The following is a 25,119-nucleotide window of genomic DNA, read 5'->3' on the forward strand; positions in this document are numbered from 1 at the left end:
CTTCCTAGTGGTGCCACTCGCCGGAGTTGACGTCCAGGCATTGCCCGGTGACCGCGCGCGCCAGCGGCGACAGCATGAACACAACGGCGTCGGCGACCTCGTCCGGTTCCGGGAGTTTCCGCAGGTCGGTGGTGGCGGCGTTCTCGTCGTACACCTGCTGCGTCGGGACGCCGCGCTTCTCGGCGAGGTGGTTGAAGTACCACTGGAGGTTGTCGGCCCAGATGTAGCCGGGCGCGATGGTGTTGACGCGGATGCCGCGCGGCCCGAGCTCGGTGGACAGGTTCTGCGTCATCGCCAGCAGCGCGGCCTTCGCCATCTTGTAGGCGCCGAAGGTGCGCCGCGAGTGCCGCAGCACCGCCGAGTTGATCATCACGACGGAGCCGCCGCGCTCCTCCAGGGCGGGGACGAGCAGCTTCGTCAGGCGCAGCGCGGCGAGCACGTTCGTCTCGAACCCGGCGCGCACGGCGTCGATGTCGACCTTCATCAGGTCCCGCAGCGGCGGCGTCGCGAACGCGTTGTTGACGAGGCCGTCGACCCGTCCGAACGACGCGACGGCGGTCTCGGCGAGCCGTTCGCACGCCGCGGCGTCGTTGATGTCGGTCGGGACGGTGACGGCGCGGCGGCCGAGGTCCTCGACCTCCTTGGCGACCTCGGCGAGCCGGGTCTCGTTGCGCGCGGCGAGGACGACGTCGGCGCCGGCCTTGGCGCACTGGAGCGCGAGGCCGCGGCCGAGCCCGGGGCCGACGCCCGACACGACGACGACCTTGTCCTTGAGCAGTCCGGAACCCATCAGCCGAGCATCCTCCGCGCCACGGCGACCTGGCGGGCCGCGATCCGTTCCTTCCACTCCCCCGGGGTGACGCGCTGGGCCTCGTAGTGCGGCAGGACGCGCGGCAGCTCGTCGAACTTGACGATCTCGGCGGTCGGGCCGTCGGCGGGGGTGAGGTCGCGGGTGAGCCGCTGCCAGCGGAACTGCAGGTAGCCGCGGCTGTGGCCGGTCCGCTCGATCCAGTTGGCGAGACCGGGGTCGCGCTCGCTGACCACGTAGCGGATCTTGCCGTCCGGGTCCACGCGGGCCTGGTCGCGGGTGAGGCTCGTCTGGTGGTTGATGTAGTCGAGCGAGATGTACCACATGCTGCCGAGCTGGAAGCCCATGTACGGCGCCACGGACGGGTCGGCGGCGGGCGCGGTGATGACCATGACCTCGTCGTCGGCCAGGTCGTAGTGCCCGACGGACGAGAACTGCGTCGCGAGGCCACCGGGCGTCGCGCGCGGTTCGGTCAGCGTGTTGACCGGCAGCTTCAGGTAGTGCCACTCCGGGAACGCCAGGAAGGTCTTGATCCGGGACACCAGCATCTTCCCGGCCACCGCGTACCGCCGTGCCATCTTGGACGACGGGACGGGCTCCGGGGACGTCCCGAGGGTGTCGGCGCGGTGGATGCGGATCTCGCCGGGCCGGTCGTTGTCCCAGTCGGAGAACACCTCGCGGACGATCAGCATCGCCGAGCCGGGCGCGAGCGCGACGTAGTCGTCCCCCTCGCCGTCCTTCGGCGGGCCGAACCGCACCCGGAAGCTCCCGTCCTCGCCGATCGTCAGCTTGCGGTCGTCGAACGCGGTGAGGCTGTCGGGCGACTGCGTCGGCGAGTAGTCGCCGTTCATGATCTGGAAGCTGAGGTCGGCGGTGGTGCCGCGGCGGCCGGTCACGACGTACTCGGCGTCGTCCCTGAGGTAGGCGTGGAAGTACAGCGTGTCCGGGTTGTCCAGGCCCAGCTTGGTGTAGGGGCCGGTGGACGAGGCGAAGTACGGGTGGTCGTGCTGGTAGGCGCCGACCATGTGCAGCGACGCCTTGATGCTGCCGGCGAGGTAGTCCAGGCCCTCGGCGAGGTCCTGGTCCGTCCTGACGAACGGCGCGTTGCGGATGATCTGCTCGGCCTCGACGATCGCGTCGGCGAACGGGCGCGTCGCGGCGTCGGAACGGTCTGTTGCGTCGGTGGCCACCGGGCTCTCCTGGGGACGCGGGATCGGCGCGTGCGCGGGGCGCTGCTCGCGCGCATCGGACCGGACGGTAGAACGCGTTCTATGTGCGGGTCAACGAACGGGTCCCGATCACCGGGAGCCGGGCACCGGCGTGGTGAACTTCAGGCTCGGGACGTCGTCGAGCGACACCATGTACTCGTACGTCCGCTTGTGCCCGGTCCTCTCCACCAGCCAGCGGCCGTCCTCGCCGCGCCGGTAGACGTCGCGGTAGAACGCGGCGCCCCGGATGAGCAGCCGGTGCTCCGGGATGATGATCGTGTCGTCGAGGGACCAGACGCCGGTCGCCCGGTCGCCGTCGATGTCGATCTCGGGGGCGCCCGCGGTGTGCGCGCTGATCTTGTCGTCGCCCAGGTTGCCGCGCATGTACTCGACGATCGCGTCCCGCCCCTCCAGGCGGAGGGTCTTGCGGAGCACGGGGGTGTCGTACTCGGCGACGGCGCCGGGGAGGAACAGCCCGGCGAACTCGTCCCACTGCTTGAGGTCGACGCAGCGCAGGTAGCGGTGCTTGAGCCGGCGGATCTCTTCCAGGGCTTCCAGGTCCATGCGAGACAGCCTGACCGGTCCGCCCGCCCAAGACAAGAACACGTTCTAAAAATCCCCGGACGCGGCGGCCCGCGCCGCGCGCCGGCGGCGCTGCTCCGCCACGTCGGCGACCGGGGCCGAGAGCAGGAGCGTGCGGGTGTACGGGTGCTCGGGGGCCGCGGTGACCTGTGCGGACTCGCCCGTCTCGACGATCCGGCCGCGGTGGATCACCGCGACGCGGTGGCTCATGGAGCGCACCACCGACAGGTCGTGCGAGACGAACAGGTAGGCGACGGCGGTCTCCTCCTGGATCTCCAGCAGCAGGTCGAGGATGGTGCGCCGGGTCGTGAGGTCGAGCGCGGACACGGGCTCGTCGCAGACGATCAGCCGCGGCCGCAGCGCGAGCGCGCGGGCGATGGCGATCCGCTGCCGCTGCCCGCCGGAGAACTCGCGCGGGAGCCGGTGCGCGGCGTCGGCGGGCAGGCGGACCCGGTCGAGCAGCGCGGCGATGCGGGCGCGGGTGCCGCGCGCGTCGCCGCCCTGCGCGATGAGCGGCTCGGCGAGGGTGTCGCCGATCGTCAGCGACGGGTTCAGCGACGTGTACGGGTCCTGGAAGATCACCTGGAGGTCGCGGCTGAGCGCGCGGCGGCGGGCGGCGGTCGCGGTGTCGATGCGCTCCCCGTCGAAGACGACCGTGCCGGACGCGACCGGGACGAGGCCGAGGATCGCCCGGCCGATCGTCGTCTTCCCCGAGCCGGACTCGCCGACGAGGCCGAGCGTCTCGGCGGGCCGGACGTCCAGGTCGACGCCCTTCAGCACCTCGATGCGGGCGCGCCGCCGCCCGCCCGGGAAGGACACGCGGACGTCGCGCAGCGACAGCAGCGGGCCAGTAGGTGACGCGGTGGTGCTCACGCGGTCTCGCTCCTCGCTTCGACGGACCGCCAGGGCGGGCGCGGGGGCGCGTCGTCCAGCACGGCGTCCAGCAGCCCGCGGGTGTAGGGGTCGCGCGGGTCCCGCAGGACCCGGTCGGTGGGGCCGGTCTCGACGATCCGCCCGCCGTTCATCACCGCGACGCGGTCGCAGAGGTCGGCGACGACGCCGAGGTCATGGGTGACGAGCAGGACGCCGAGGCCGCGCTCGGCCCGGAGGCGGCGCAGCAGGTCCAGGACGTCGGCCTGGACGCGGACGTCCAGCGCGGTGGTGGGCTCGTCGGCGACGAGCAGCGCCGGGTCGCAGGACATCGCCCCGGCGATGAGCACCCGCTGCGCCATCCCGCCGGAGATCTGGTGCGGGAAGCGGCGCAGCACCCGCTCGGGCTCGGGGATCTCGACCATGCGGAGCAGGTCGAGGGCGCGCTCGGCGGCCTGCCTGCGGGACATTCCCATGACGTGCCGCATCGGCTCGGTGAGCTGGCTGCCGATGGTGAACGCCGGGTCGAGGTTGCTCATCGGCTCCTGAGGGACGTACGCGACGGTCGTCCCGCGCAGCCCGCGGTGCCGCCGCTCGGACAGCCCGGCGACCTCCCGGCCCGCGACGATCACGCTGCCGCGGGTGACGCGCCCGCCGTCCGGCAGGATCCCGAGCACCGAGAACGCGGTCTGCGTCTTCCCGGACCCGGACTCGCCGACCAGCCCGACGATCTCGCCCGGCCGGACGTCCAGGTCGATGCCGTGGACGACCTCGGCCTCGGAGCCGTCGGGACGCGCGTAGGCGACGGCCAGCCCGCGGATCGACAGCAGCTCGGCGCGGTCGTCCCCGGGGACGTCCCCCGCCGGGGCCTCGACCGGAGCCGGGGCTGCGGCGGCACGGCGGCGGCGCCGGGCGGGCGGCGTGCCGGTGCGGTCCTCCAGCGCGTCCCGCAGCGCGGTGGCCAGCAGGACGAGGGCGCCGGTCGTCACGCCGAGGGCGAGGCCCGGCCACAGCAGCAGCATCGGGGCGCGCTGGATGTTCTGGAACGCCTCGTTCAGCATCGCGCCCCAGGTCGCGGCGGAGCCGCTGCCGACGCCGAGGAACTCCAGGCCCGCCTGCAGGCCGATGGCCAGCCCCGCGACCAGCGCGATCTGGATGATGACGGGCCCGCGCACCACGATCAGCACGTGCCGGGCGACGATCCGGAGGTCGGACAGCCCGGACACCCGCGCCGCGTCCACGTACGGCTCGCCGCGCACGTCGGCGACGATGCCGCGCACCAGCCGGAAGAACGACGGAGCGACGAGGAACCCGAGGACGACCATCAGGACCCACACGTTCGAGCCGAGGACGGCGCGGGACGCGAGCAGCACCACCATCGCGGGCAGCGCCATCACCAGGTCGGCCGTCCAGCTCGCGGCGGCGTCGAACCCGCCTCCGCGGTACCCCGCGTACAGGCCCGCGGGGACGCCGAGCACCAGCGCGATCGCCACGCTGACGACCGCGCCGCCGAGCGTGCCGCGACCGCCGTACAGCAGGCGGGACAGGATGTCGCGGCCCGCGGAGTCCATCCCGAGCGGGTGCCCGCCGCTCGGCCCGTCGAAGGCGTGGGCGAGCGACGCGGCCTGCGGGCCCTGCGGCGCGAGCAGCGGCGCCAGCACCGCGGCCACCACGAGCAGCGCCAGCAGCAGCAGCGACGCTGCGCCGAGCGGGTTGCGGACCAGCCGGCCGAACGCGCCCCGGCGGCGGACGCCCTCGGTCACGCCCTCGGTCACACCGGTGGTCACTCCCCCGGTCACGCCCTCGGTCATGACCGCCTCGCCTTCGGGTTCAGCCAGCCGACCAGCACGTCGGTGACCAGGTTGATCAGGACCACGCCGACGACGGTGAGCATGACGAGCGCCATGACCACCGGGATGTCGCCGCGCGAGGTGTAGGTGACGGTCATGCCGCCGATGCCGGGCAGCCCGAAGATCTGCTCGACCAGCACCGCGCCGCCGAGCAGCCCGACGAACTGCATGCCGAGCAGCACCAGCGCCGGCGCGGACGCGTTGCGCAGCACGTGCTTGAACACGATCCGCGGCGCGGACAGGCCGCGGGCGCGCAGCGTCCGGACGTAGTCCTGGCGCAGGACGTCGATGACGGCGCCGCGCACCTGCTGCGAGACGCCCGCGACGGACGCGATCGACAGCGACGCCACCGGCAGCGTGATCGTGGACAGCCAGCCGCCGGGCGACTCGGCGAACGGGGTGTAGCCGATGGCGGGGAACCAGTCCAGCTTCACCGCGAACACCAGCACGAGGACGAGCGTCACCAGGAAGCCCGGCAGCGCGTACCCGGCGACGCCGAGCACCTGCACGAACCGGTCGACGGCGCCGCGCCGCACCCCGGCCCACACGCCCAGCAGGAACGACACGACGGCGGTGACGAGCGTGACGCCCACCATCAGGCTGACGGTCACCGGCAGCCGGTTGGCGATCGCCTGCGTGACGTCCTCGCTGGTGAACCAGGACGCGCCGAGGTCGCCGCGGACGGCGTGCGACAGCCAGTCGGCGTACTGGACGAGCACGGGCCGGTCGAGGCCGAGCGCGGCGTTCTTCGCGTCGACCGCCGCCTGGTCCGCGCTCTGCCCGAGCAGCTGCCGCCCGACGTCGTTGTCCGGGATCGACAGCAGCAGGTACGACAGCAGGGAGATGACGAACAGGAGCACCGCTCCCCCGGCCAGCCTCCGCACGACGAACCTCAGCATCGGCCTCCTCCTTCTCCGTCCCCGTCCTCGGCCCCGCCCCCGGCCCCGTCCCCGGCGTGGGCCGCCCCGGCCGCGTCGGCGGCCGGAACCGCGACCGCGTTTGGGGGCGTGAGGAGCCGCATCACGTCGGCGATCGGCTGCTCCATGTCCATCGAGCGGTCCACGAGCCACTGCATCTGGACGCCGTCGGCGACCGCGACGAACAGCGCCGCGAGCCGGTCGGGCGGGACGTCCGAGCGCATCCGTCCCTCGTCCATGCCGGCGCGCAGGAACGCGGCGACCTGGCCGCGGATCAGCGGGTACCGCTCCGCGAAGTGGCCGTGCGCGGGATGCCGCGGGTCGCCGGCCGCCGCCGCCATCGACACGAACAGCTCCACGAGCCCGGGCGTGGACGTCCCCTCCCGGACGATCCGCCGGTAGGTCTCCGGGGTGTGGTCCGGATGCCGGAGGCGGGCCGTCTCGTCGCGCATCCGGAGCACCTGCGCCAAGAGGTCCTCCTTGGACTCGAAGTAGTGCATCAGGCCGGGCAGGCTGAGGCCGCACCGGTCCGCGACCTTGCGCAGGGAGGTCCCCCGGTACCCCTCCGCCGCGAAGACCTCCAGCGCGGCCAGGAGGATCTCCTTGCGCTTGGCCTGGCCCTTCTCGTACGGCCCCCGTCTCGCCATGGCGGTGTCGGCTCGCGCTTGCGCCGCGTCAGGACGCGGGCGCGTAGTCGTAGACCGACGGGACGCCCATGCCCGACTGCGGCACCGCCTTGACGCCGTCCCCGGCGACGAGCAGGTACTTCATCCGGTAGAAGGGCGCGAACCACGCCTGCTCGACCAGGTGCTTGTTCAGCTCCTTGGACGCGGCGGCGGCCGCGGCGTCGTCGCCGGCCTGCACCTGCCCGAGCAGCCGCCGCACGGTCGGGTCGGTGGTGCCGAACATGTTGAACGCCCCGGGCGTCACGAGGTCCTGGTCGGTCAGCCAGTCGACGTCCGGCTGCCCGATGTTCATCACCATCGCCGAGTAGGCGCGGTCGCGGTACACCTTCTGCACGGCGCCCGCGGCGTCCATCTGGTCCCAGGCGACCTTGATGCCGACCGCGCCGAGGTCGGTCTGGATCGAGGAGGCCAGCGCGTCGCCCATCGACGGCACGCGCGGCAGCTTCAGCGTGAACCCGTTCCCGTACCCGCCCTGGGCGAGGAGCCGCTTGGCCTTGGCGGGGTCGTGCGGGTAGTAGGCGTCGAGGCTCGGGTCGTAGCCCTTGGTCCCGGGCCCGAACACCTGGTCGGTGACCTCGCCGCGGCCCTGCCGGATCTTGTCCAGCATCGTCTTCCGGTCGAGCGCGTAGTTGATCGCCTGGCGCACCTCGGGCTTCTTCAGCGCCGGGGTGCGGACGCCGTTCCGGTCGAACAGCAGCAGGCCCTGGAAGTCGAAGGCGAACGGGGTCCTGGTCAGCCGCCCGTCGGACGCCACGGCCTGCTGCTGCCCCGCGTCCTGGAGGACCGCGGTGTCGATCTGCCCGGTCTTCAGCCCGTTGACGACCGCGGTCTCGTTGTCGAAGACGCTGATCGTCAGCGTCGTGAACTTCGCCTTCTCGCCCCAGTAGTCGTCGCGGCGGTCGTAGACGTACTTGGTCCCGACCGCGGTCTTGGACTTGTCCAGGACGTAGGGGCCGGTGCCGACCGGGGCGGTCTTCAGGCTCCCGTCCTTGAGCTTGGCGGGGCTCGCCATGAGCCCGGCGGCGTCGCTGAGGTAGAACAGCAGGCCCGGGTCGGGCTCGGACAGCTCCAGCACGGCGTGCGCCGGGTCGACGACCTTGACGTCCTTCACCGACTTCGCGTACTTGGCGCCGCCCCCGCCGCCGTTCTTGAAGTGGTCCAGGTTCGCCTTGACGGCGGCGGCGTCGAAGGCCGTCCCGTCGGTGAACTTCACGCCGGTGCGCAGGGTGAGCGACAGGTGGGTGCGGTCCTTGTCGTAGGACCACTGCGTGGCGAGCATCGGCTTGTACGAGCCGTCGGCGTCCCGCTTGATCAGCGTGTCGTACGTCGCCTGGAAGAAGGGCAGCGCGCTGCCGATGGCGTCGGCCGGGTCCAGACTCTGCGCGTTGGTCAGCGTCGCGACGTCGAGCTCGGCGGCGCCGCCGCTCGCCGAGCCGCCGCCTCCGCAGCCCGTCAGCACCAGCGCGGCCGCGGCGCAGGCCGCCGAGGCCGCGATCCGGGTGGAGTACCTCGTCATGATCTCTCCGTCTGGAGGGCCGGGACCAGCGTCGCCGGCGGGCGTCCGGGACGGCGCCGCAGCGGGGACGGCGGTCCGTCGATTGGCGAAAACCGTAATCTGATCGGTTTCTGCGCGTCAATGCTTCCGGGCGAGAAAACCGATCGTTATACGGTTTTGATCCGCCGCCGGCGCGACCGGCGGCCGACACCGGCCGTACCCGTGTCCGTCGAGCGTGCTTTACCCTGTTTGACCTGGGCGTGGGCGCCCGCCGACGCGTCCCGGGCCGTCAGCCGACCGGCCCGGGGAAGGCCGTGACCGAGCACAAGATCGGCCCCCGGTGTGCCACAGGGGGCGTGAGGGATGTACGGTCGGCCGTTGAGCGGCTCGCGCAGGGTCCCGCCGGGCCGTCGTGGGGAAAAGAGGGCTGAGCCGTCCGCGCGCTACTCCTGCGCCCCGAGGGGCGCCGCACCGGCCACGACACCGACGTCCGCCGGCCGCGCCGCAAGCGGCCATGGCTGATCGGCGAGCTGGCGATCGTCTTCGTGCTGCTCCAGGTCTACGGCTACATCCGGTCGCTGGCCGACACGCGCTACGGCCCGGCGCTCTCCCATGGCCGGGACGTCCTGAGCATAGAGAAGCACCTCGGCCTCGATCTCGAACTCCGCACCAACCACTGGTTGACGCGGCATCACGATCTGTCCGAGGTCGCCGTCTGGATCTACCAGCACATGCACACCGGCTTCACGATGGGCATCCTGCTGCTGTGCTACCTCGCCGGGCCCGGCGTCTACCGGCCCGCGCGCAACGCCCTCGTCCTGACCAACCTCGCCGGGCTGGTCGTGTTCTTCGTCCTGCCGGTGATGCCGCCCCGGCTGCTGCCGGACGAGGGGTTCGTCGACTCGGTGGCCATGGCCGGCTTCGGGACCGTCCACAGCCCCGGCGGCGTCGAGGCCGACCAGTTCGCCGCCATGCCGTCCCTGCACATGGGATGGGCGGTGTGGGTCGCGGTGGTCATCATGGCGCTGCTGCCGCGCCACCGCGTGCGCTGGATCGCCGTACTGCACCCGATCGTCACCGCGATCGTCGTCGTGGTGACCGCCAACCACTACGTGCTGGACGTGATCGCGGGCGTGGCGGTGTCCATGGCGGCCCTCTTCGGGACCGGCCTGGTCTGGGCGGGCAACGGGACGACCTACGCGGCCGGCCAGCTGATCAAGCGCAACCGCCCCGCGCCCGTCCCCGACCCCGCACCCGCGGACGTGCCCGACCCCGCGGACGTCGCGGACGTCGTCGGCGTCACGGACGTCGTGGACGCGAAGCCCGGCGAGGCGGACGGCGAGGCCCCCGTCCCCGCCGAACCGGCGGCGAGCGCGGGCGCGCTGGACTCCGGCCGGCCCGTGGCGGACGCCGGCTAGCCCGTGAGGGACTGGGTGCCGAGGACCGCGAGGAGCGCCAGCCGGTCCGCGTCCTCGGTGCCGGGCTCCGCCGTGTAGATCATGATGCGCAGGTCGGGGCCGCGCACCGTCAGCACGTCGCAGTCCAGCGTGAGCGCCCCCACCCGCGGGTGGTCGATGGTCTTGCGGGACGCCTCGTGCCGGCCGACCGTCCCGGTGTCCCACAGCTCGGCGAACAGCGGGCTCTTGGCGTGCAGCTCCGCGATCAGCCGCTGGAGGCCCAGGTCGGCGTGGTAGCGGCCGGCGGCGTCGCGCAGGTCCCCGGCCAGTGCCGCCAGGAACTCGCGCCGCTCCTCCGGCGTGTACCGGACGCGGTTCTCCGGCCCGAGGAAGTTGCGCCACACGCCGTTCCGCTCGATCCCCCGCCAGCCGGACGTGTCGCCCATCAGCGCCGTGTACATCGGGTTGGCGAGCAGCAGCGTCCACGCCGCGTCGTAGACCGCGACGGGCGTCCCGGACAGCCGGTCCAGCAGCCGCTGGACGCTCGGCGTGATGTACGCGGGCACCGCGTCCGGGCCGGGCGGCACCAGCCCGGCGAGGTGGAACATGTGCTCGCGCTCGTCCGCCGAGAGCCGCAGCGCGCGGGCCAGCGCCTCGACGACCTGCGGCGACGGGTTGGACGCGCGGCCCTGCTCCAGCCGGGTGACGTAGTCGACGGAGATCCCGGCGAGCTGGGCGAGCTCCTCGCGGCGCAGCCCGGCGGTGCGCCGGTGCCCGCCCGCGGGCAGCCCCGCCGCCTCCGGGGGGACCCGGTCGCGCCAGCGGTGCAGCGTCCTGCCGAACTTCCCCGGTGCCATGCCCCCAGTCTGCCCGCTCCCGCCGGGGGCCTGCCTGGTACCGCCGTTCCCAGGAAGACGGGACGACTGGCTGCCCGCAGCGTCCTGCCGCAGGCTGGAGACATGACGACGACACTGATCACCGGAGCGAACAAGGGCCTGGGCCACGAGACCGCACGGCGGCTCATCGCCGCGGGCCACACCGTCTACATCGGCAGCCGCGACGCCGAGCGCGGCCGCCGCGCCGCCGCCGAGCTGGGCGCGCGGGCGGTCGTCCTCGACGTCACCGACGACGCGTCCGTCGAGGCCGCCGCGAAGGCGATCGAGGCCGACGGCGGCCTCGACGTGCTGGTCAACAACGCCGGGATCGAGGCCCGGCTGCCCGACAACGGCGTGCCCGGCGCCGCCGACGTCACCGCCGACCAGATGCGGACGGTCTTCGAGACCAACGTGTTCGGCGTGGTCCGCGTCACGCACGCGTTCCTGCCGCTGCTGCGCCGGTCGGAGGCGCCGGTCATCGTGAACGTGTCCAGCGGGCTCGCCTCGTTGGCGGGGGTCAGCGACCCGGCCTCGCCCGCGTACGCCTACCCTGGCGTCGCGTACCCGGCGTCCAAGGCGGCGGTCAACATGGTCACCGTGCAGTTCGCGAAGGCGTTCCCGGAGATGCGGATCAACGCGGTCGAGCCCGGGTTCACCGCGACGGACCTGAACGGCCGCACCGGCACGCAGACCGTCGAGGAGGGCGCCGAGATCATCGTCCGGATGGCGCGGGTCGCGCCGGACGGCCCGACCGGCGGCTACTTCGACGCCGAAGGCCGCCTCCCCTGGTGACCTACCCGGGGGTGTGGACGATCTCGCGCTGCCACTCGCCGCGCGGCTGGACGTGCAGGCGCCAGTAGTGCTCGGCGATGCGGTCGGGGTCGAAGAACGTCCCCGGGGCGACGGGGCCGTCCACGGTCACGCTCGCCGCGTGGACGCCGGACGGCCCGTACTCCTGGTCGAGCAGGGTCACCAGCGTCCGCACCCCGGCCTTGCCGAGCGAGAGGCTGACGTACCCCGGCTTCGGCTCCGGCATGCCGCCGGTGACGATGAACGTGCCGCTCCCGCGCCGCGCCATGTCCGGCGCGACGCGGGCGGCGGCCGTCAGCGCCCCGCCGACGTTGACCGCCCAGGCGTCCATCTGCGCGCGGGCGGACAGCTCGCCGATCCGGTCCGGGCGGACGAGCGCCGCGTTGTAGACCACGGCGTCCGGGACGCCGAACTCGGCCGACGCCGCGTCCAGCGCGCCGCGCAGCGCCGCCTCGTCGGCGGCGTCGGCGGCCAGCTTGAGGACGGGCTCCGTCGCCTCCTCGATCTCGGCGAGCTTCCCTGGGTTGCGCCCGATGAGGGCGATCGGCATCCCCTCGCGGGCGAACCGCCGCGCGACGGCCGCGCCGATCCCCGGCCCCGCCCCGATGACCACTGCTCCCGGCATGTCGTCTCCCTTCGTCGGCCGCGACGCTAGGGCCTCACACCGGTGTCAAGGTCAAGCGCTAGTCGTCGATCTCGGCGAGGGCGGGCACGGCGCCCGCCTCGGCGCGCTCGCCCCGAGAGCGGACGTACCGCGACAGCCACCAGCTGAACCCGCTGAGCGCGACCAGCCCGACCGGCGCGATCCACACCATCGGGGACCCGGGCTCGCGCAGCGCCTTGCCGAGCCCGGTGTAGACGAGCGTCCCCGGGATGATCCCGGCGAAGGTGCCCGCGATGTAGGGCGCGAACCGGACGCCCGCGACGCCCGCGCCGTAGTTCACCACCCCGAACGGGAACAGCCCGACCATCCGCAGCACGAGCACCGACTCGAACGCGCGGCGCGACAGGTACGCGTCGAGCCGGGCGAGCCGCCCGGACCCGGCGTAGCGGGCCACGGCCGGGCGCCCCAGCGCCCTGGCCAGCGCGAACGAGATCGCGGCGCCCGCGGTGGCGCCGACCAGGACCGACCCCACGCCGACGGCGACGCCGAACAGCGCCCCGGCGGACGCGTTCAGCACCGATCCGGGCACCAGCGCCGTGACCGCCAGGGCGTAGCAGACCGCGAACACGAGCGGCCCCCACCACCCGAGCGAGTCGACCCAGGCGCTGACGTCGCCCCACACCGCGCCCCCGGCGATCGCCACGACCACGCCCACGCCGAGCAGGACCGCGCCCAGGACCAGCAGCTTCACGACGGCGGCCCGCGACACGGGCGGGCCCCCGCTCGGCTCCGGTTCCTGCGCGGTCTCGCCCGCGTCCGGCGGCGGCACGGGCGCGGCGGCGGGATGCGGGCTCATGTGTCTCCTGCCGGTGTGGATGGGTGTCCGTTTCAGGCTACGAGGCGAACCTGAGAGAACACGACCGGCCGCCTCCGCGGCCACCGCCGGACGCGAGATCGCCGTAGGGACCGACAAGCCGGCACATCTTGTCTACCATCCGGACTGCCGGGGATCGCGAGGCGAGGGCGGGTGCGTGGGGCAGTGGCCGACGAGCGGGTGCATCTGGCGAACGCCGACCGGCTCCGCCGGCGCTGCGAGTACGAGGCGGCCGAGGCCGAACTGGCCGCCGCGGCAGAGCAGGCGGACGGGGCGGGCAGGGCGGCGGTCGAGCTGGCCTGGGGGCGGCTGGAGTTCGACCGGGACGACTTCGCCGCCGCGCTGGCCCGGCTCACCGAGGCGGCGGCGCTCGACCCCGGCTCGGAGGACGCGATCGGCTGGCAGGTGGCCGCGCTGGAAGGGCTGTGCCGCTTCGACGAGGCGCGCGGGACCGCCGAGGACGGCCTGGCGCGCTTCCCGCACAGCGCGACGATCGGGGTGGCACTGGCCCGGCTGCTGAACGTGCTGAAGCACCCCGACGCGGCGCTGGCGCGGCTCGACCACGTCCTGGACCGGTGCCCGGACGACGAGAACGCCCTGGAATGGAAGATCGAGATCCTGGCCGGGCTGGGCCGGTACGCCGAGGCGGAGCGCGTCGCGGAGATCGCCCTGGCCCGCCACCCCGAGTCGCCCGGCATCAGCGAGAGCGTCGGCGACATCTACCGGAAGCAGCATCGCTTCGACGCCGCGCTCGACCGCTACGAGAAGGTCCTGGGCGCGCACCCCGACGACAGGGTGATGCTCTGCGAGCGGGTCAGGGTGCTGCGCCGCGCGGGCCGGTACGACGACGCGCGCTCGGCCGCCGACGAAGCCGCACGGCTCCTCCCCCGGTCGGCGAACGTCCTCGTCCACCGGAGCTACCTCGCCGAGGACGAGGGGCGCCTTACAGACGCGCTGGACGACGCCGACGCGGCGCTCCGCCTCCAGGGGAACTGCCCCGACGCGCTGGAGCAGCGCATCGACATCCTCCGCAAGCTCCGCCGCTACGAGGAGGCCGAGGAGGCCGTCGAACGGGCCATCGGCGCGCATCCCCGGTCCGCGAACCTCCTCGCGGCGCTCGCCTGGCACTATCTCCTGCTCCGGCGGTACGAGAAGGCCCTCGCCATGGCGGAGCGCGCCCTGGCCCTCCACCCCCGGCACGCGGGGGCTCTGGACGGCCGCGCCACCGCCCTGCGGAGCCTGCGCCGCTTCCCGGACGCGGAGGCCGCCATCGCCGACGCGGTCGCGCTCGTGCCCTTCGCGCCCCGGCTCCGCGACGAATGGGGACTGCTCCTCGACGAGCAGGAGCGGTACGGCGAGGCGCTGGAGCAGTTCGAGAAGGCCCTGGAGGCGGATCCCCTCGATGACTTCGCGCTGAGCTGGCGGGTGACCGAGTTGCGGCGCCTGCGCCGCTACGAGGAGGCGGAGGAGGCGTCCCGGGCCGCGCTCGACAGCGTTCCCTCGGCGGGCAACTTCCTGGAGCGCGGAAGGCTGTACCGGGACCAGGAACGCTATCCGGAGGCGCTGGCGGATTTCCGCCGCGCGCTCGACCTCGATCCCGGCGAGGTCTGGGCGCACGTGTCGATCGTCGACTGCCTGCGGCGGTCGGCGCGGTTCGACGAGGCCGAGGAGGCCGCGGAGCAGGCGGTCGCCAGGTTCCCCAACGAACCTGCCGTGCGCCGCGAGTGCGGCTACCTCCACGTCTCCCGCGACATGGACGAGCGGGCGCTCCAGGAGTTCCGCAAAGCGGTCGAGCTGGATCCCGTCGACCCGTACTACCAGGTCGACGTCGGCTATGCGCTGCTCTGGCTCAACCGGTACCGCGAGGCGGAGTCGTTCCTGCGCGACGCCTTGCGGAAGAAGCCCGGCAACGCGCAGCTGATCCAGGCGCTCGCCGCCGTCCTGACGGCGCAGGACCGCCATGACGCGGCCTTCGACGAGCTGACCGGGGCGGAGCAGGGCGACGTCGGGATCATCACCGACCTGCGCATCTCCTCGCTCCGGCAGGCGAGGCGGTTCGAGGAGGCGGAGGCGCTCGCGCTCGACGCGGTGGAACGGCGGCCGGACATCGTGCGGCACCACCTCGAACTCGCGCAGGTCCATTCGGACCGGGGGCGCCATGCGGAAGCGGAGAGCGTGCTGCGGGACGCCCTGCACCGCTTCCCCCGGGATCCCGACATCCTGCAAGCGCTGCTCAATCTCCACAGGTGGCTCGGACGCTACGAGGACGCGCTCGGCGAATCGCAGTGCCTGCTGGAGTCCTCGCCCCGGTCCGTCACGGTCCTGTTGCAGCACGCCGACCTCCTCGACGACCTCGACCGGCAGGACGAGGCCGTCCGGACGATCCAGGACGCGATGCCGCTCCACCCGGGAAAGGCGCGGCTCCGCCAGCACCTGGCCTGGTCGCTCTATGACCGGGGCAAGTACGGCGACGCCCTGGCCGAGTTCGAACAGGCGTCGGCCACGGAACCCACCCGCGCCGCCTGCTACGGACGCGCGGCCGCGCTGTGCAGGCTGGATCGCCACGACGAGGCGATGTCCCTGCTCCGGGCCGAGGCCGCGTTCCGCCCGAACTACGCCCAGACCTGGGTCGAGTTGGCGGACGTGTACGAGGACCTCGGGCGGTACGGCGAGGCGCTCACCGCGGCCGAGCAGGCCATCGGCGTGGACCCGTTCCACGTCGAGGCCCACGAGAAGCGGATCAGGGTGCTGCGGCTCCAGCAGCGGCCGAACGAGGCGGAGGCGGCCGCGAACGAGGCCCTGACGCGCATGCCGGGGAACGCCGCCCTCGTCATCGCGCGGGGCAGGGTCTTCGACGACCGGAACGAGTACGCCGAGGCGCTGGAGGACTTCGACCGCGCGCTGGAGCTGCTCCCCCTCTTCAACGTCGCCGTCATCGCGAGATCGTCCACGCTTCGGTCGCTGCGGCGCTTCTCCGAGGCCGAGCGGACGGTCTCGGCCGCCGCCGAGCGCTACCCCCGCAACGCCTCGCTGCGCATGGAGCTCGGCTGGATCCACCGCGACCAGGGCCGCCCGGCGGAGGCGCGCCGGGTGTTCGAGAGCCTGCGCGACGAGGCGAGGAGCCCCGGCCGGCGGGCCGAGGCGTGCGCCGGCCTGGGCTGGGCGGCGTTCACCAGCGACGACCACGCGGCGGCGGAGCGGCACTTCCGCGCCGCGTGCGAGGCCGGCGCGGGCCCCGGCGACTGGCAGGTGGGGCTGGCCTGGACGCTGGCCGGCCGGCCCGACCGGGCGCGCTGGGACGAGGCCGAGCGGCTCTGCCTGGACCTCCTGCAGAGACGCCCGGGGCACCTGATGGCCCACACGTGCCTGGGCGTCCTCTACTACCGGCGCGAGGAGTACGCGGCCGCCGAACACCATTTGAAGCGGACGATCGAACTCGACCCGTACGACGGCGGCTACGTCGACCTGGCCTCCCTGTACGTCCACCTGGGGCGTTTCGAGGAGGCGGAGGAGATGCTCGACAAGGCCCTGCGGCGGGACGCTTACGACGCGCAGGCGCACATCGAGTACGGCAACCTGTGCCTGCAGTGCGAGTCGGACGAGGCGGAGGCCGACGCGCGGGCCCGGCAGGCCGTCCGGCACTTCCGGCAGGCGCTGACGCTCAGCCCCGCGAGCGGCCCCGCCGCGATCGGGCTGGCGATCGGGCTGGCCCGCTCGCCGGGCGACCTCCTCGCCGCCGAGCGCGTGCTGCGGGACGCGGTGGAGCGCGCCGGGACCGGCCCGTCGCGTCCGAAGCTGCTGCTGGCGCTGGCCCGGCTCCTGGTGGAGCGGGGCGACGCGACGCAGCGTCCCGAGCTGTACCGGGAGGCGGTGACCACGGCGCAGGAGGCCATCGAGCGGGCCTCGGGCGAGGCGGAGGCCTACTTCGTCGCGGGGGTCGCCACGTACAAGACCGCCGCGGCGGGGGCGGAGGTGCGGACCCGCCCGTTCTACCGCCGCCGCGCCGTCCGGTACCTCAAGGAATGCGTCCGGCGCGACGCGGGGCACGTGGAGGGGCGCCGGCTGCTGCTGCTCGCCGAGGAGAGCGCGCGGACCGCCCGCGGCGGGGCCGCGGGCAGCGCGATCCTCATGACCATCGCGACGTCGCTGCTGGCCGCCCTGTGGATCGGGTTCTTCCTGTCGAACCGGATCAGCTCGACGGTCCTCGCCACCCTCACCCCGGTGCTGGTGGGCCTGGTGGCGCTGGGATTCGTGCTGCCGCTGCTGGTCCGCCTCAAGCTGCCCGGCGGTGTGGAGGCGGACCTGTCGGCGAGCCTTCAGCAGGTGTCGTCCGGCCCCACGGGGGACGTGAGCATCGGCCCCGGCCGGTTCGGCGGGCAGGGCTCCGACACGATGAGCATGGCCCCGTTCGTCTCCGGCCCGAGCGGCCAGCTGCCGCGCCTGGAATCGGAGCGCTAGCGGGCCTTCACACCGGATCGGCCGGGTTCGCGGGGATAGGCTCCGTCCGTGGACGGAGCCAACGAGATGCGTCAGGTGTTCGAGGGCGCGGGGCTGTCAGCGCCGCCCGTCCCGCCGGACCTGGAGTCCCGCGTGCGGCGGCGGGGCGAGTGGCTGTACGCCACCCGCGGGATCGACCCGATGGCGATGTACATGTTCCGGGACCACGTCACCGAAGCGATGAGCCGCCGCGTCGGCGACTACATGGCCGTGTGCCACGCGGGCCACGGGGTGAACTCGTACTGCGTCAACTACCACCTCGTCTGGGGGCCGGTCGCGATCTTCGCCCAGACCGGCTGGGGCGGCGTCTACATGGACCGGGAGCGCTCGGCGGCCGACGTCCGGGACCTGCTCGCGCAGTGCGGCGACGTCCTCGCCGCGGCCACCGAGGCGCGTCCGGCCCTCGAACGGTCCGGGCGGCGGCTCGTCGTCGCCGAGAGCCGCATCCGGGGGCGCGCGACCTACGGCTGGCTGGACGAGGACGGCCGGTACACCACCGTGGAGGACACGCGGAAGGCGCTGTCCGACGCCGCCGCCCTCCTGCGCTCGCCGGCCTAGCGGTCCTTGCGGGCGACGGCCGTCCAGCCCGCGCCGGTGACGTACTCGCCGCCGACCGGGCGCCACTCGTGCAGCGGGACGACGCCGGGCTCCAGGATCGTCAGGCCGTCCAGCAGCCCCGCCACCTGGTCGCGCGTCCGGGCGATCAGGGCCGCGTTCGCCGACTGCGAGCGGTAGGTCGCCCCGACGTTCACGTTGCGCCGCTCCTCCACCGCCGCGTGCGACAGGATCACGTGGCTGCCGGGCGGCACCGCCTCGGCGAACCGCCGGACGATCCCCGCCGGATCCCGCTCGTCCGGGACGAAGTGCAGGACCGCGACGAACAGCACGCACACCGGCCGCCCGAAGTCGATCAGCGCGCGCACCTGCGGATCCCCCAGCACCGCGTCGGGATCCCGCAGGTCGGCCTGGACGACGGCGGTCCGGTCGTCGGCGTCGACGAGCGCCCGCGCGTGCACCGCCACCAGCGGATCGTTGTCGACGTAGGCGACCCGCGCGCCGGGCCGCACCGCGCGGGCGACCTCGTGCACGTTGCCCTGCGTCGGCAGACCGGTGCCGAGATCGAGGAACTGGTCGATCCCGGCCTCGGCGACGAACCGCACCGCCCGCTGCAGGAACGCCCGGTTCGCCCGCGCGACGCCCTCGACCGTGGGCAGCGCCCGGACGACCTCCTGCGCGGCGACGCGGTCGCACTCGTAGTTGTCCTTGCCCCCGAGGAAGTAGTCGTACATGCGCGCCACGCTCGGCGTGGTCATGTCCACCCCGGCCGCCGGCGGGACCTTCGCGGAGCCCTCCATCGCGCACCCCTTTCCAGCCGAATTCTCGGCGATCACCGCCATTCTCCGGCATTTCGCTCTAAAGGCCCCCATTCCGTCCGGGGCGGCCGGCGGCCCGGCCGCCCCGGAACGGACTCCCGTCAGTGGTAGGCGTGCTCGGCCGCCGGGAAGGCGCCGCTCACGACCTCCTCCGCGAAGGTACGGGCCGCCTCGTCCAGCGTGTCGCGGAGACCCGAGTACTTCTTGACGAACCGGGGCAGCCGTCCCGGCGTGAGGCCCATCGCGTCCGTCCAGACGAGGACCTGCGCGTCGCAGTTCGGGCCCGCGCCGATGCCGACGGTGGGGATGTCCAGCGCGGCGGTGATCTCGGTCGCGACCTCCTCCGGCACCGCTTCGAGCACGACCGCGAAGGCGCCCGCGTCCTGCACGGCGCGGGCGTCCCGGACGAGCCGCCGCGCCGCCGCCTCGCCGCGGCCCTGCACCCGGTACCCGCCGAACGCGTTCACCGACTGCGGCGTCAGCCCGAGGTGGCCCATGATCGGGATCCCGGCCGACACCATGATGTCGATCTGGCGGGCGCTGCGCTCCCCGCCCTCCAGCTTGACCGCGCCGACCCCGGTCTCCTTGACCAGCCGGGTCGCGCTGCGGAGGGCCTGCTCCGGGCCCGCCTGATAGGTGCCGAACGGCAGGTCGCCGACGATCAGCGCCCGCTCGGTGCCGCGGACGACGGCCGCGGACAGGACGAGGATCTCCTCCAGCGTGACCGGCACGGTCGAGTCGTAGCCGAGGTGGCACGCGCCCATCGTGTCGCCGACCAGGATCACCGGGATCCCGGCCTGGTCGAAGACGGACGCGGTCATCGCGTCGTAGGCGGTGAGCATCGGCCACTTCTCGCCGCGCTCCTTCGCGGCGGCGATGTCCCGCAGGGTGATCCGGCGGGAGAACTCACCCCCGTACAGGGACGTGCGGCGCTCTGCGGGCTCCTGCTTTCGGGCATGCGAAATACGCGTCATGACGACGGCTCCCGTTGCTCATCTCGAAGCGCCCTGACGGCGTCTCCGGACTCGCGCCCATCCTGACACGCCCCCGCCCGCGGATCGAGCCCCGCCCGCCGACTCCGTTGAGTCGCGACATGTCACCCTCATGCCGACACGCCGCGACGCGCGGATGTGGATGTGGATGTTCCAGCTGGCTGGGTACGCCGTGCGTAAGGACGCGATATGCGTACGGAGGACAGCATCATGCCTATGACGACCAGGACCGGCCGGGTCAAGAAGGGCGAGCTGCCCAGCACCATCCAGCGTTCGGACGCCAAGGCGCAGCGCACGTTCGCGGAGGCGCACGACTCGGCCGCCAAGGAGTACGGGAGCGGGCAGCGGGCCTACCGCGTCGCCTACTCCGCGCTCAAGCACACGCACGAGAAGATCGGCGACCACTGGGCGCCGAAGCCCCGGGGCGCGAAGGGCCCGTCCGACCGGCAGGCCGCGGGCGGCGTCAGGACCTCCCGGAAGACCGCGGGCGGGGTGGACGCCAACGCGTCGAAGAAGCACCTGTACGACGTCGCCAAGCGGCTGGACGTCTCGGGCCGCTCCACGATGAGCAAGAAGCAGCTCGTCAAGGCCATCGAGAAGGCCAACACCCGCAAGACCGCCAAGGCGCGGTCCTGACGCCGGAATGCGGCGTGTCGCCCTTGTCCCGCGCCGGATAAGGGCGACACGCCACGACTCGGGGGCTAGTCGGTGCCGGACTCCATGGCGGCGGCGTCGAGGAGCTCCTCGCCGGTGGTCGTCTCGCCGCGCGAGGCGATCGCCTGGGCGCCGCCGGCGGACATCGCGCCGATCAGCCCCGTCGAGGCGGCCTGCGCGGCGCCGATCAGCGCCGGGTGGGCGTCCCCGACCATGCCGAGCCCCGCGTACTGCTCCAGGCGGGCGCGGGAGTCGGCGATGTCGAGGTTGCGCATGGTGAGCTGGCCGATGCGGTCGACGGGCCCGAACGCGGAGTCCTCGGTGCGCTCCATGGACAGCTTGTCCGGGTGGTAGCTGAACGACGGGCCGGACGTGTCGAGGATCGAGTAGTCCTCGCCGCGCCGCAGCCGCAGCGTCACCTCGCCGGTGACGGCGGTGCCGACCCAGCGCTGCAGCGACTCGCGGAGCATCAGGGCCTGCGGGTCCAGCCAGCGGCCCTCGTACATCAGCCGGCCGAGGCGGCGGCCCTCGCTCTGGTACGTGGCGAGGGTGTCCTCGTTGTGGATGGCGTTGACGAGCCGCTCGTACGCGGCGTGCAGCAGCGCCATGCCGGGCGCCTCGTAGATGCCGCGGCTCTTGGCCTCGATGACCCGGTTCTCGATCTGGTCGGACATGCCCATGCCGTGCCGGCCGCCGATGGCGTTGGCCTCCAGCACCAGGTCGACGGCGGTGGTGAACTCCTTGCCGTTGATCGTCACGGGGCGGCCCTGCTCGAAGCCGACGGTGACGTCCTCGGTGAGGATCTCGACCTCGGGGTCCCAGAACCGGACGCCCATGATCGGGTCGACGATCTCGATGCCCGCGTCGAGGTGCTCCAGGGCCTTGGCCTCGTGGGTCGCGCCCCAGATGTTGGCGTCGGTGGAGTACGCCTTCTCGGTGCTGTCGCGGTAGGGCAGGCCGCGTTCGAGCAGCCACTGCGACATCTCCGTCCGGCCGCCGAGCTCACCGACGAAGTCGGCGTCCAGCCACGGCTTGTAGATGCGCAGGGACGGGTTGGCGAGCAGGCCGTAGCGGTAGAACCGCTCGATGTCGTTGCCCTTGTAGGTGGAGCCGTCGCCCCAGATCTGCACGTCGTCCTCGAGCATCGCGCGGACCAGGAGGGTGCCGGTGACGGCGCGGCCGAGGGGGGTGGTGTTGAAGTAGGCGCGGCCGGCCGAGCGGATGTGGAACGCTCCGCACGCCAGCGCCGCGAGCCCCTCCTCCACCAGGGCCTCCCGGCAGTCGACCAGCCGGGCGACCTCCGCCCCGTAGGCGGTGGCGCGGCCCGGCACCGAGGCGATGTCGGGCTCGTCGTACTGGCCGATGTCGGCGGTATAGGTGCAGGGCACGGCGCCCTTCTCGCGCATCCACGCGACCGCTACCGAGGTGTCGAGGCCGCCGGAGAAGGCGATCCCGACGCGCTGGCCGACAGGCAGAGAGGTGAGCACCTTGGACATGAGTAGAAGTATGCACGCCAATGCATGATCATGCAACACGGCGGATGGTGATCCAGCGCACTGCGGCACGCGGAAGGCCGCCCGCCCCGGGGGGGACGGACGGCCTTCACGGCGGTCTTGACGATGGTCCGGACGGCCTGGACGGCGGCCTGGGCGACGCCCTGGACGACGGGCCTTTTCCGAGGTGCGGGACGTCAGCCGGTGACGGTGGCCAGGTACGCCTCGGTCTTCGCGGGGTCGAGCAGCCAGTTCGAGAAATCGCTCGGGTTGGCGTAGCCGTAGGCGAACCGGTACGCGACCGCCTCGTTCTGCGCCGCGATCGCCAGCACCTTCTGGACGTGCTCCGGCAGCGGCCCCAGCATCATGTTGGTGTAGGCGGTCGGGTGCTTGGCGTACTCCCAGTAGGCGTCGAACGTCCGCTGCATCCACGCCGCGTCGAACGGGCGGTCGGCGTTGCGCAGGATCTCCTGGAAGTAGATCTCGGCGCAGCGCGCGGCATTGTTGGCGCCCTGGCCCGTCACGGGATCGTTCGCCACCACGACGTCGCCCATCCCGAGGACGAGCGCGGAGTCCGACAGCCGCCCCACCGGGCGCCGCACGACCGGCGCGTACCCCCCGTACAGCGTGCAGCGGGCGTCGGTGGGCTCGGCGTTGACGGTCCGCTCGTACTCCCACGGCGCGTACTGCCGCATCAGTTCGAGCGTGCGGGCGAGGTGCCCGGCGGGGTCCGGACGGTCGTCCCACACGTCGAACGGGCCGCCGGGGACCGCCTCCCAGAGCAGGATGTCGCAGGGCCCGGTGTTGGTGTAGCCGGGCATGAAGAACAGCTCCCCGACCCCGGGCGTCGCGGTGATCCGCACGTGCGGCTCGGGGTGGTCCGGCCACGGCGTCATCCCGTGCAGGTAGATGCACGACAGCTTGCGCTGCGGACGGTCGTACGGCGACCGGCTCGCGTCGCGGTCGAACAGGTCCACCAGCTCGCCCTTGCCCGCCGCGATGAGGGTCAGGTCGTACAGGGCGGAGAGCCCTTCCAGGTCGGACGTCATCACGCTGTGGTAGACGACGTTGCCGCCGCGCTCCTCGAACAGCTCCAGCCAGCCCGCCATCTTGACCCGCTGGTCCACCGACTGCGCGTAGTCGTCCCAGCGGCCGAGGGTCTGGAACGCGCGGGTGCCGGGCGGCGCCGCCACCGTGACCCGCTGCGCGACGATCTTCGGCGCCCGGTCCTCCCACAGGTTCAGCCCGTGCTCGCGCTCGATCCGCAGCTGCGGCCAGAACACGCACTGCGTCGACATGATCCGGCCGGTGCGGATCTCGTCCGGCGTCCGCGCCGACATCACGGTGACCTCGTAGCCCGCCGACTGGAGGCTCAGGGCCAGCTGCAGGCCGGCCTGCCCCGCTCCGACGATCAAGATCCTTCGCAACGCTTCCTCCTTGTGCGGGGCGTCATGGATGCGGGGCGGCCCGGCACGCCCTGCCCGGAGGCGCCGGCGCGGCCGGGGCCGGGGTCAGCGGGCCGCGGCGGTCCCGCGTCCCGCGGTCCGGTCGAGGGTGTGGCCGAGCGCCGCCGTCAGCGTCCCGACGACCGAGCCGCGGTCGCGGGCGTCGCAGGCGACGACCGGGACGCCCGGGTCCAGCCGGAGCGCCTCGGCGACCTGCTCCAGCGAGTGCGTCCGCCGCCCGTCGAACAGGTTCACCGCCACGATGAACGGCACGTCGGAGTCGTTCTCGAAGTAGTTGACGGCCGGGAACGACACGTCCAGCCGGCGCGTGTCCACCAGGACCAGCGCGCCGCTCGCGCCGCGGCACAGGTCGTCCCACATCGGCCAGAACCGCGGCTGGCCCGGCGTCCCGAACAGGTACAGCACCAGGTCGGAGGCCAGGGTGACGCGGCCGAAGTCCATCGCGACCGTCGTGGTCGTCTTGCCGCCCGCGTCGGCGAGCGGGTCCACGGTCCGGGCCGCCTGCGTCATCCACGCCTCGGTGTTCACCGCCGGGATCTCCGAGATCGCCTCCACCAGCGTGGTCTTGCCGACGCCGAACCCGCCCGCGACGACGATCTTGACCGAGGTGCGGGGCGCCGCCGGACGCGCGCCCGGAGACCGGCGCCCGTCCTCCGGCCCCTGCCCCGGGTCAGGCGAGCTCGCGTAGACCATCGATCACTCTCTCCAGGACGTGCGGGTCGTACGGCGAGGCGCCCTCGGCGGCGATCACGATCCGGTCGCCCGCGGCCAGGTCGGCGAGCAGGACGCGGGTGACCCCGAGCGACACCCCGCAGTGCGCGGACAGTTCGGCGACCGACTCGGCGGCGGTGTGCGCGCGCTCGTACAGCGCCCGCGCCTCGGGCAGCAGCCGCTCGGCGAACGCCGCGTCGTAGCCCGCGCCGGACACCACGGTGTGCACGAACAGGTGCCGCCTGCCCCGGGTCCGCCCGCCGGTCAGCACGTACGGCCGCACCCACGGATTGGCCGTCATGTCCCTCCTCCCCGCAGGCCCGGACGGACCGGGCCCACCGGACGCACCGGCCGGGGCGCGGCGCCCGCGGCGCCGGTCACGGCATCGCCTGTTCGGTCATGCGGCGCAGATCGTCGCGCATCTGCGGGGTCAGCACGTGCCCGGCGCCATGCACGAACTTCGTCATCTCGTGGGCGACCGCGCCGAGGTTCGCGCCCTCGCCGACCAGCACGACCAGCCCGGCGAGTTGCCCGATCCCCATGAACAGCAGGTGCCCGGACGCGAACTTCAGCATCACCTGGTCGCAGCCGCCGGCGCCGACGTGCTTGGCGATGTTGTTGCCCAGGCTGATCATCCCGCTGGTCAGCGCGGCCATCGGGTCGACGAACTCCGACGGCATCGGGCCCGACTCGACGAGCGCCAGCCCGTCCGACGAGACGATCAGCGCGAACGTCACGCCGGGGGTGGACGAGGCGAACTGCCGCAGCAGCCACCCGAAGTCCTGGGGGCCGCTGGGGCCCGTGGAGGCGATGCTCACTGCCGTCCTTCCTCCAGGTCGTGCGCGGCTTTCGGAGCCTCATCAGGGGCGTCGGCCGCCTCGCCCGGCGCGGCGTCGCCGGGCGCGGACTCATCGGCCGGCGCGGCCGCGTCGTCCGGCGCGGCCGCCTCGGCGGGCG

Annotated in this window: 23 protein-coding genes; 5 read left to right on the plus strand and 18 right to left on the minus strand. The window is 73.2% G+C overall.

Annotated elements, in window-relative coordinates; genetic code table 11:
- Positions 1-4: 4 nt before the first annotated feature.
- The 8 genes from amrb99_RS41525 to amrb99_RS41555 all read right to left on the minus strand — a co-directional run bounded on the left by amrb99_RS41525 (position 5) and on the right by amrb99_RS41555 (position 8,437).
- Complete coding sequence (locus amrb99_RS41525) at positions 5-790, minus strand: SDR family oxidoreductase (protein ID WP_190866969.1); 786 nt, start codon at positions 788-790, stop codon at positions 5-7.
- Positions 790-1,998 (minus strand): hypothetical protein, encoded by a 1,209-nt coding sequence (locus amrb99_RS41530; RefSeq protein WP_190866971.1) that lies wholly within the window; start codon positions 1,996-1,998, stop codon positions 790-792. The genes amrb99_RS41525 and amrb99_RS41530 overlap by 1 nt, the downstream gene beginning before the upstream one ends.
- 108 nt (positions 1,999-2,106) lie before the next feature.
- Entirely contained in the window at positions 2,107-2,580 is a 474-nt protein-coding gene (locus amrb99_RS41535) for a nuclear transport factor 2 family protein (RefSeq protein WP_190866973.1), read from the minus strand.
- Between the two features lie 45 nt (positions 2,581-2,625).
- Complete coding sequence (locus amrb99_RS41540) at positions 2,626-3,471, minus strand: ATP-binding cassette domain-containing protein (RefSeq protein WP_347257082.1); 846 nt, start codon at positions 3,469-3,471, stop codon at positions 2,626-2,628.
- Positions 3,468-5,279, minus strand: a complete 1,812-nt coding sequence (locus tag amrb99_RS50330; protein WP_206700312.1) for a dipeptide/oligopeptide/nickel ABC transporter permease/ATP-binding protein — start codon at positions 5,277-5,279, stop codon at positions 3,468-3,470. The genes amrb99_RS41540 and amrb99_RS50330 overlap by 4 nt, the downstream gene beginning before the upstream one ends.
- Positions 5,276-6,217 carry an ABC transporter permease gene (locus amrb99_RS41545; protein WP_190866975.1) on the minus strand — a complete coding sequence of 314 codons (942 nt, stop codon included), beginning with the start codon at positions 6,215-6,217 and terminating at the stop codon, positions 5,276-5,278. The genes amrb99_RS50330 and amrb99_RS41545 overlap by 4 nt, the downstream gene beginning before the upstream one ends.
- Complete coding sequence (locus tag amrb99_RS41550; RefSeq protein WP_190866977.1) at positions 6,211-6,882, minus strand: TetR/AcrR family transcriptional regulator; 672 nt, start codon at positions 6,880-6,882, stop codon at positions 6,211-6,213. The genes amrb99_RS41545 and amrb99_RS41550 overlap by 7 nt, the downstream gene beginning before the upstream one ends.
- 28 nt (positions 6,883-6,910) lie before the next feature.
- Positions 6,911-8,437: an ABC transporter substrate-binding protein gene (locus amrb99_RS41555; protein WP_190866980.1), complete on the minus strand. Its 1,527-nt coding sequence runs from the start codon at positions 8,435-8,437 to the stop codon at positions 6,911-6,913.
- A gap of 524 nt (positions 8,438-8,961) precedes the next feature.
- On the opposite strand from amrb99_RS41555, the gene amrb99_RS41560 reads away from it, so the two are divergent.
- Complete coding sequence (locus tag amrb99_RS41560; RefSeq protein WP_190866982.1) at positions 8,962-9,834, plus strand: phosphatase PAP2 family protein; 873 nt, start codon at positions 8,962-8,964, stop codon at positions 9,832-9,834.
- On the opposite strand, the gene amrb99_RS41565 is transcribed toward amrb99_RS41560, so the two are convergent.
- Positions 9,831-10,670: a helix-turn-helix transcriptional regulator gene (locus tag amrb99_RS41565; RefSeq protein WP_190866985.1), complete on the minus strand. Its 840-nt coding sequence runs from the start codon at positions 10,668-10,670 to the stop codon at positions 9,831-9,833. The two genes, amrb99_RS41560 and amrb99_RS41565, sit on opposite strands and share 4 nt — an antisense overlap.
- A 102-nt stretch (positions 10,671-10,772) precedes the next feature.
- Here amrb99_RS41565 and amrb99_RS41570 point away from each other — a divergent pair, with 102 nt between their 5' ends.
- On the plus strand, positions 10,773-11,480 hold the full coding sequence (locus amrb99_RS41570) for an SDR family NAD(P)-dependent oxidoreductase (protein WP_190866987.1): 708 nt from the start codon (positions 10,773-10,775) through the stop codon (positions 11,478-11,480).
- 1 nt (position 11,481) lies between these two features.
- Here the strand turns inward: amrb99_RS41570 and amrb99_RS41575 are convergent, their stop codons facing one another.
- On the minus strand, positions 11,482-12,123 hold the full coding sequence (locus amrb99_RS41575) for an SDR family NAD(P)-dependent oxidoreductase (protein WP_190866989.1): 642 nt from the start codon (positions 12,121-12,123) through the stop codon (positions 11,482-11,484).
- 58 nt (positions 12,124-12,181) lie between these two features.
- Entirely contained in the window at positions 12,182-12,958 is a 777-nt protein-coding gene (locus amrb99_RS41580; protein WP_190866991.1) for a TVP38/TMEM64 family protein, read from the minus strand.
- A 171-nt stretch (positions 12,959-13,129) separates the two neighbouring features.
- Between amrb99_RS41580 and amrb99_RS41585 the strand changes: the two genes are divergently transcribed.
- Together amrb99_RS41585 and amrb99_RS41590 are read left to right on the plus strand one after the other, a co-directional pair.
- The gene (locus amrb99_RS41585) at positions 13,130-17,434 is read left to right on the plus strand and encodes a tetratricopeptide repeat protein (RefSeq protein ID WP_190866993.1); all 4,305 of its coding nucleotides are present in this window, start codon (positions 13,130-13,132) and stop codon (positions 17,432-17,434) included.
- A 48-nt stretch (positions 17,435-17,482) separates the two neighbouring features.
- Complete coding sequence (locus amrb99_RS41590) at positions 17,483-18,031, plus strand: hypothetical protein (RefSeq protein WP_190866995.1); 549 nt, start codon at positions 17,483-17,485, stop codon at positions 18,029-18,031.
- Here the strand turns inward: amrb99_RS41590 and amrb99_RS41595 are convergent.
- The gene (locus amrb99_RS41595) at positions 18,028-18,828 is read right to left on the minus strand and encodes an SAM-dependent methyltransferase (protein WP_190866997.1); all 801 of its coding nucleotides are present in this window, start codon (positions 18,826-18,828) and stop codon (positions 18,028-18,030) included. The genes amrb99_RS41590 and amrb99_RS41595 overlap by 4 nt on opposite strands.
- Positions 18,829-18,947: 119 nt before the next feature.
- Positions 18,948-19,820, minus strand: a complete 873-nt coding sequence (gene panB / locus amrb99_RS41600; protein WP_190866999.1) for a 3-methyl-2-oxobutanoate hydroxymethyltransferase — start codon at positions 19,818-19,820, stop codon at positions 18,948-18,950.
- Between the two features lie 228 nt (positions 19,821-20,048).
- Here panB and amrb99_RS41605 point away from each other — a divergent pair, with 228 nt between their 5' ends.
- Complete coding sequence (locus amrb99_RS41605) at positions 20,049-20,474, plus strand: ChaB family protein (RefSeq protein WP_190867001.1); 426 nt, start codon at positions 20,049-20,051, stop codon at positions 20,472-20,474.
- Positions 20,475-20,539: 65 nt separating this feature from the next.
- Here amrb99_RS41605 and argG read toward each other — a convergent pair whose 3' ends face one another.
- From argG to amrb99_RS41630, 5 genes are all read right to left on the minus strand, one after another.
- Complete coding sequence (argG, locus tag amrb99_RS41610; protein WP_190867003.1) at positions 20,540-21,988, minus strand: argininosuccinate synthase; 1,449 nt, start codon at positions 21,986-21,988, stop codon at positions 20,540-20,542.
- A 194-nt stretch (positions 21,989-22,182) separates the two neighbouring features.
- Positions 22,183-23,412 carry a styrene monooxygenase/indole monooxygenase family protein gene (locus tag amrb99_RS41615; protein ID WP_190867005.1) on the minus strand — a complete coding sequence of 410 codons (1,230 nt, stop codon included), beginning with the start codon at positions 23,410-23,412 and terminating at the stop codon, positions 22,183-22,185.
- Between the two features lie 84 nt (positions 23,413-23,496).
- A complete protein-coding gene (locus amrb99_RS41620; RefSeq protein WP_190867007.1) occupies positions 23,497-24,144 on the minus strand; it encodes an ATP/GTP-binding protein in 648 nt (215 codons plus the stop codon).
- Positions 24,122-24,463, minus strand: a complete 342-nt coding sequence (locus amrb99_RS41625; protein ID WP_190867009.1) for a DUF742 domain-containing protein — start codon at positions 24,461-24,463, stop codon at positions 24,122-24,124. Before amrb99_RS41625 ends, amrb99_RS41620 begins: the two co-directional genes overlap by 23 nt.
- Before the next feature lie 76 nt (positions 24,464-24,539).
- Positions 24,540-24,980, minus strand: coding sequence for a roadblock/LC7 domain-containing protein (locus amrb99_RS41630; protein WP_208267354.1), 441 nt, complete (start codon positions 24,978-24,980; stop codon positions 24,540-24,542).
- Between the last annotated feature and the right edge of the window lie 139 nt (positions 24,981-25,119).

It is taken from the genome of Actinomadura sp. RB99 (genome assembly GCF_014706005.1).
GTDB lineage: Bacteria > Actinomycetota > Actinomycetes > Streptosporangiales > Streptosporangiaceae > Spirillospora.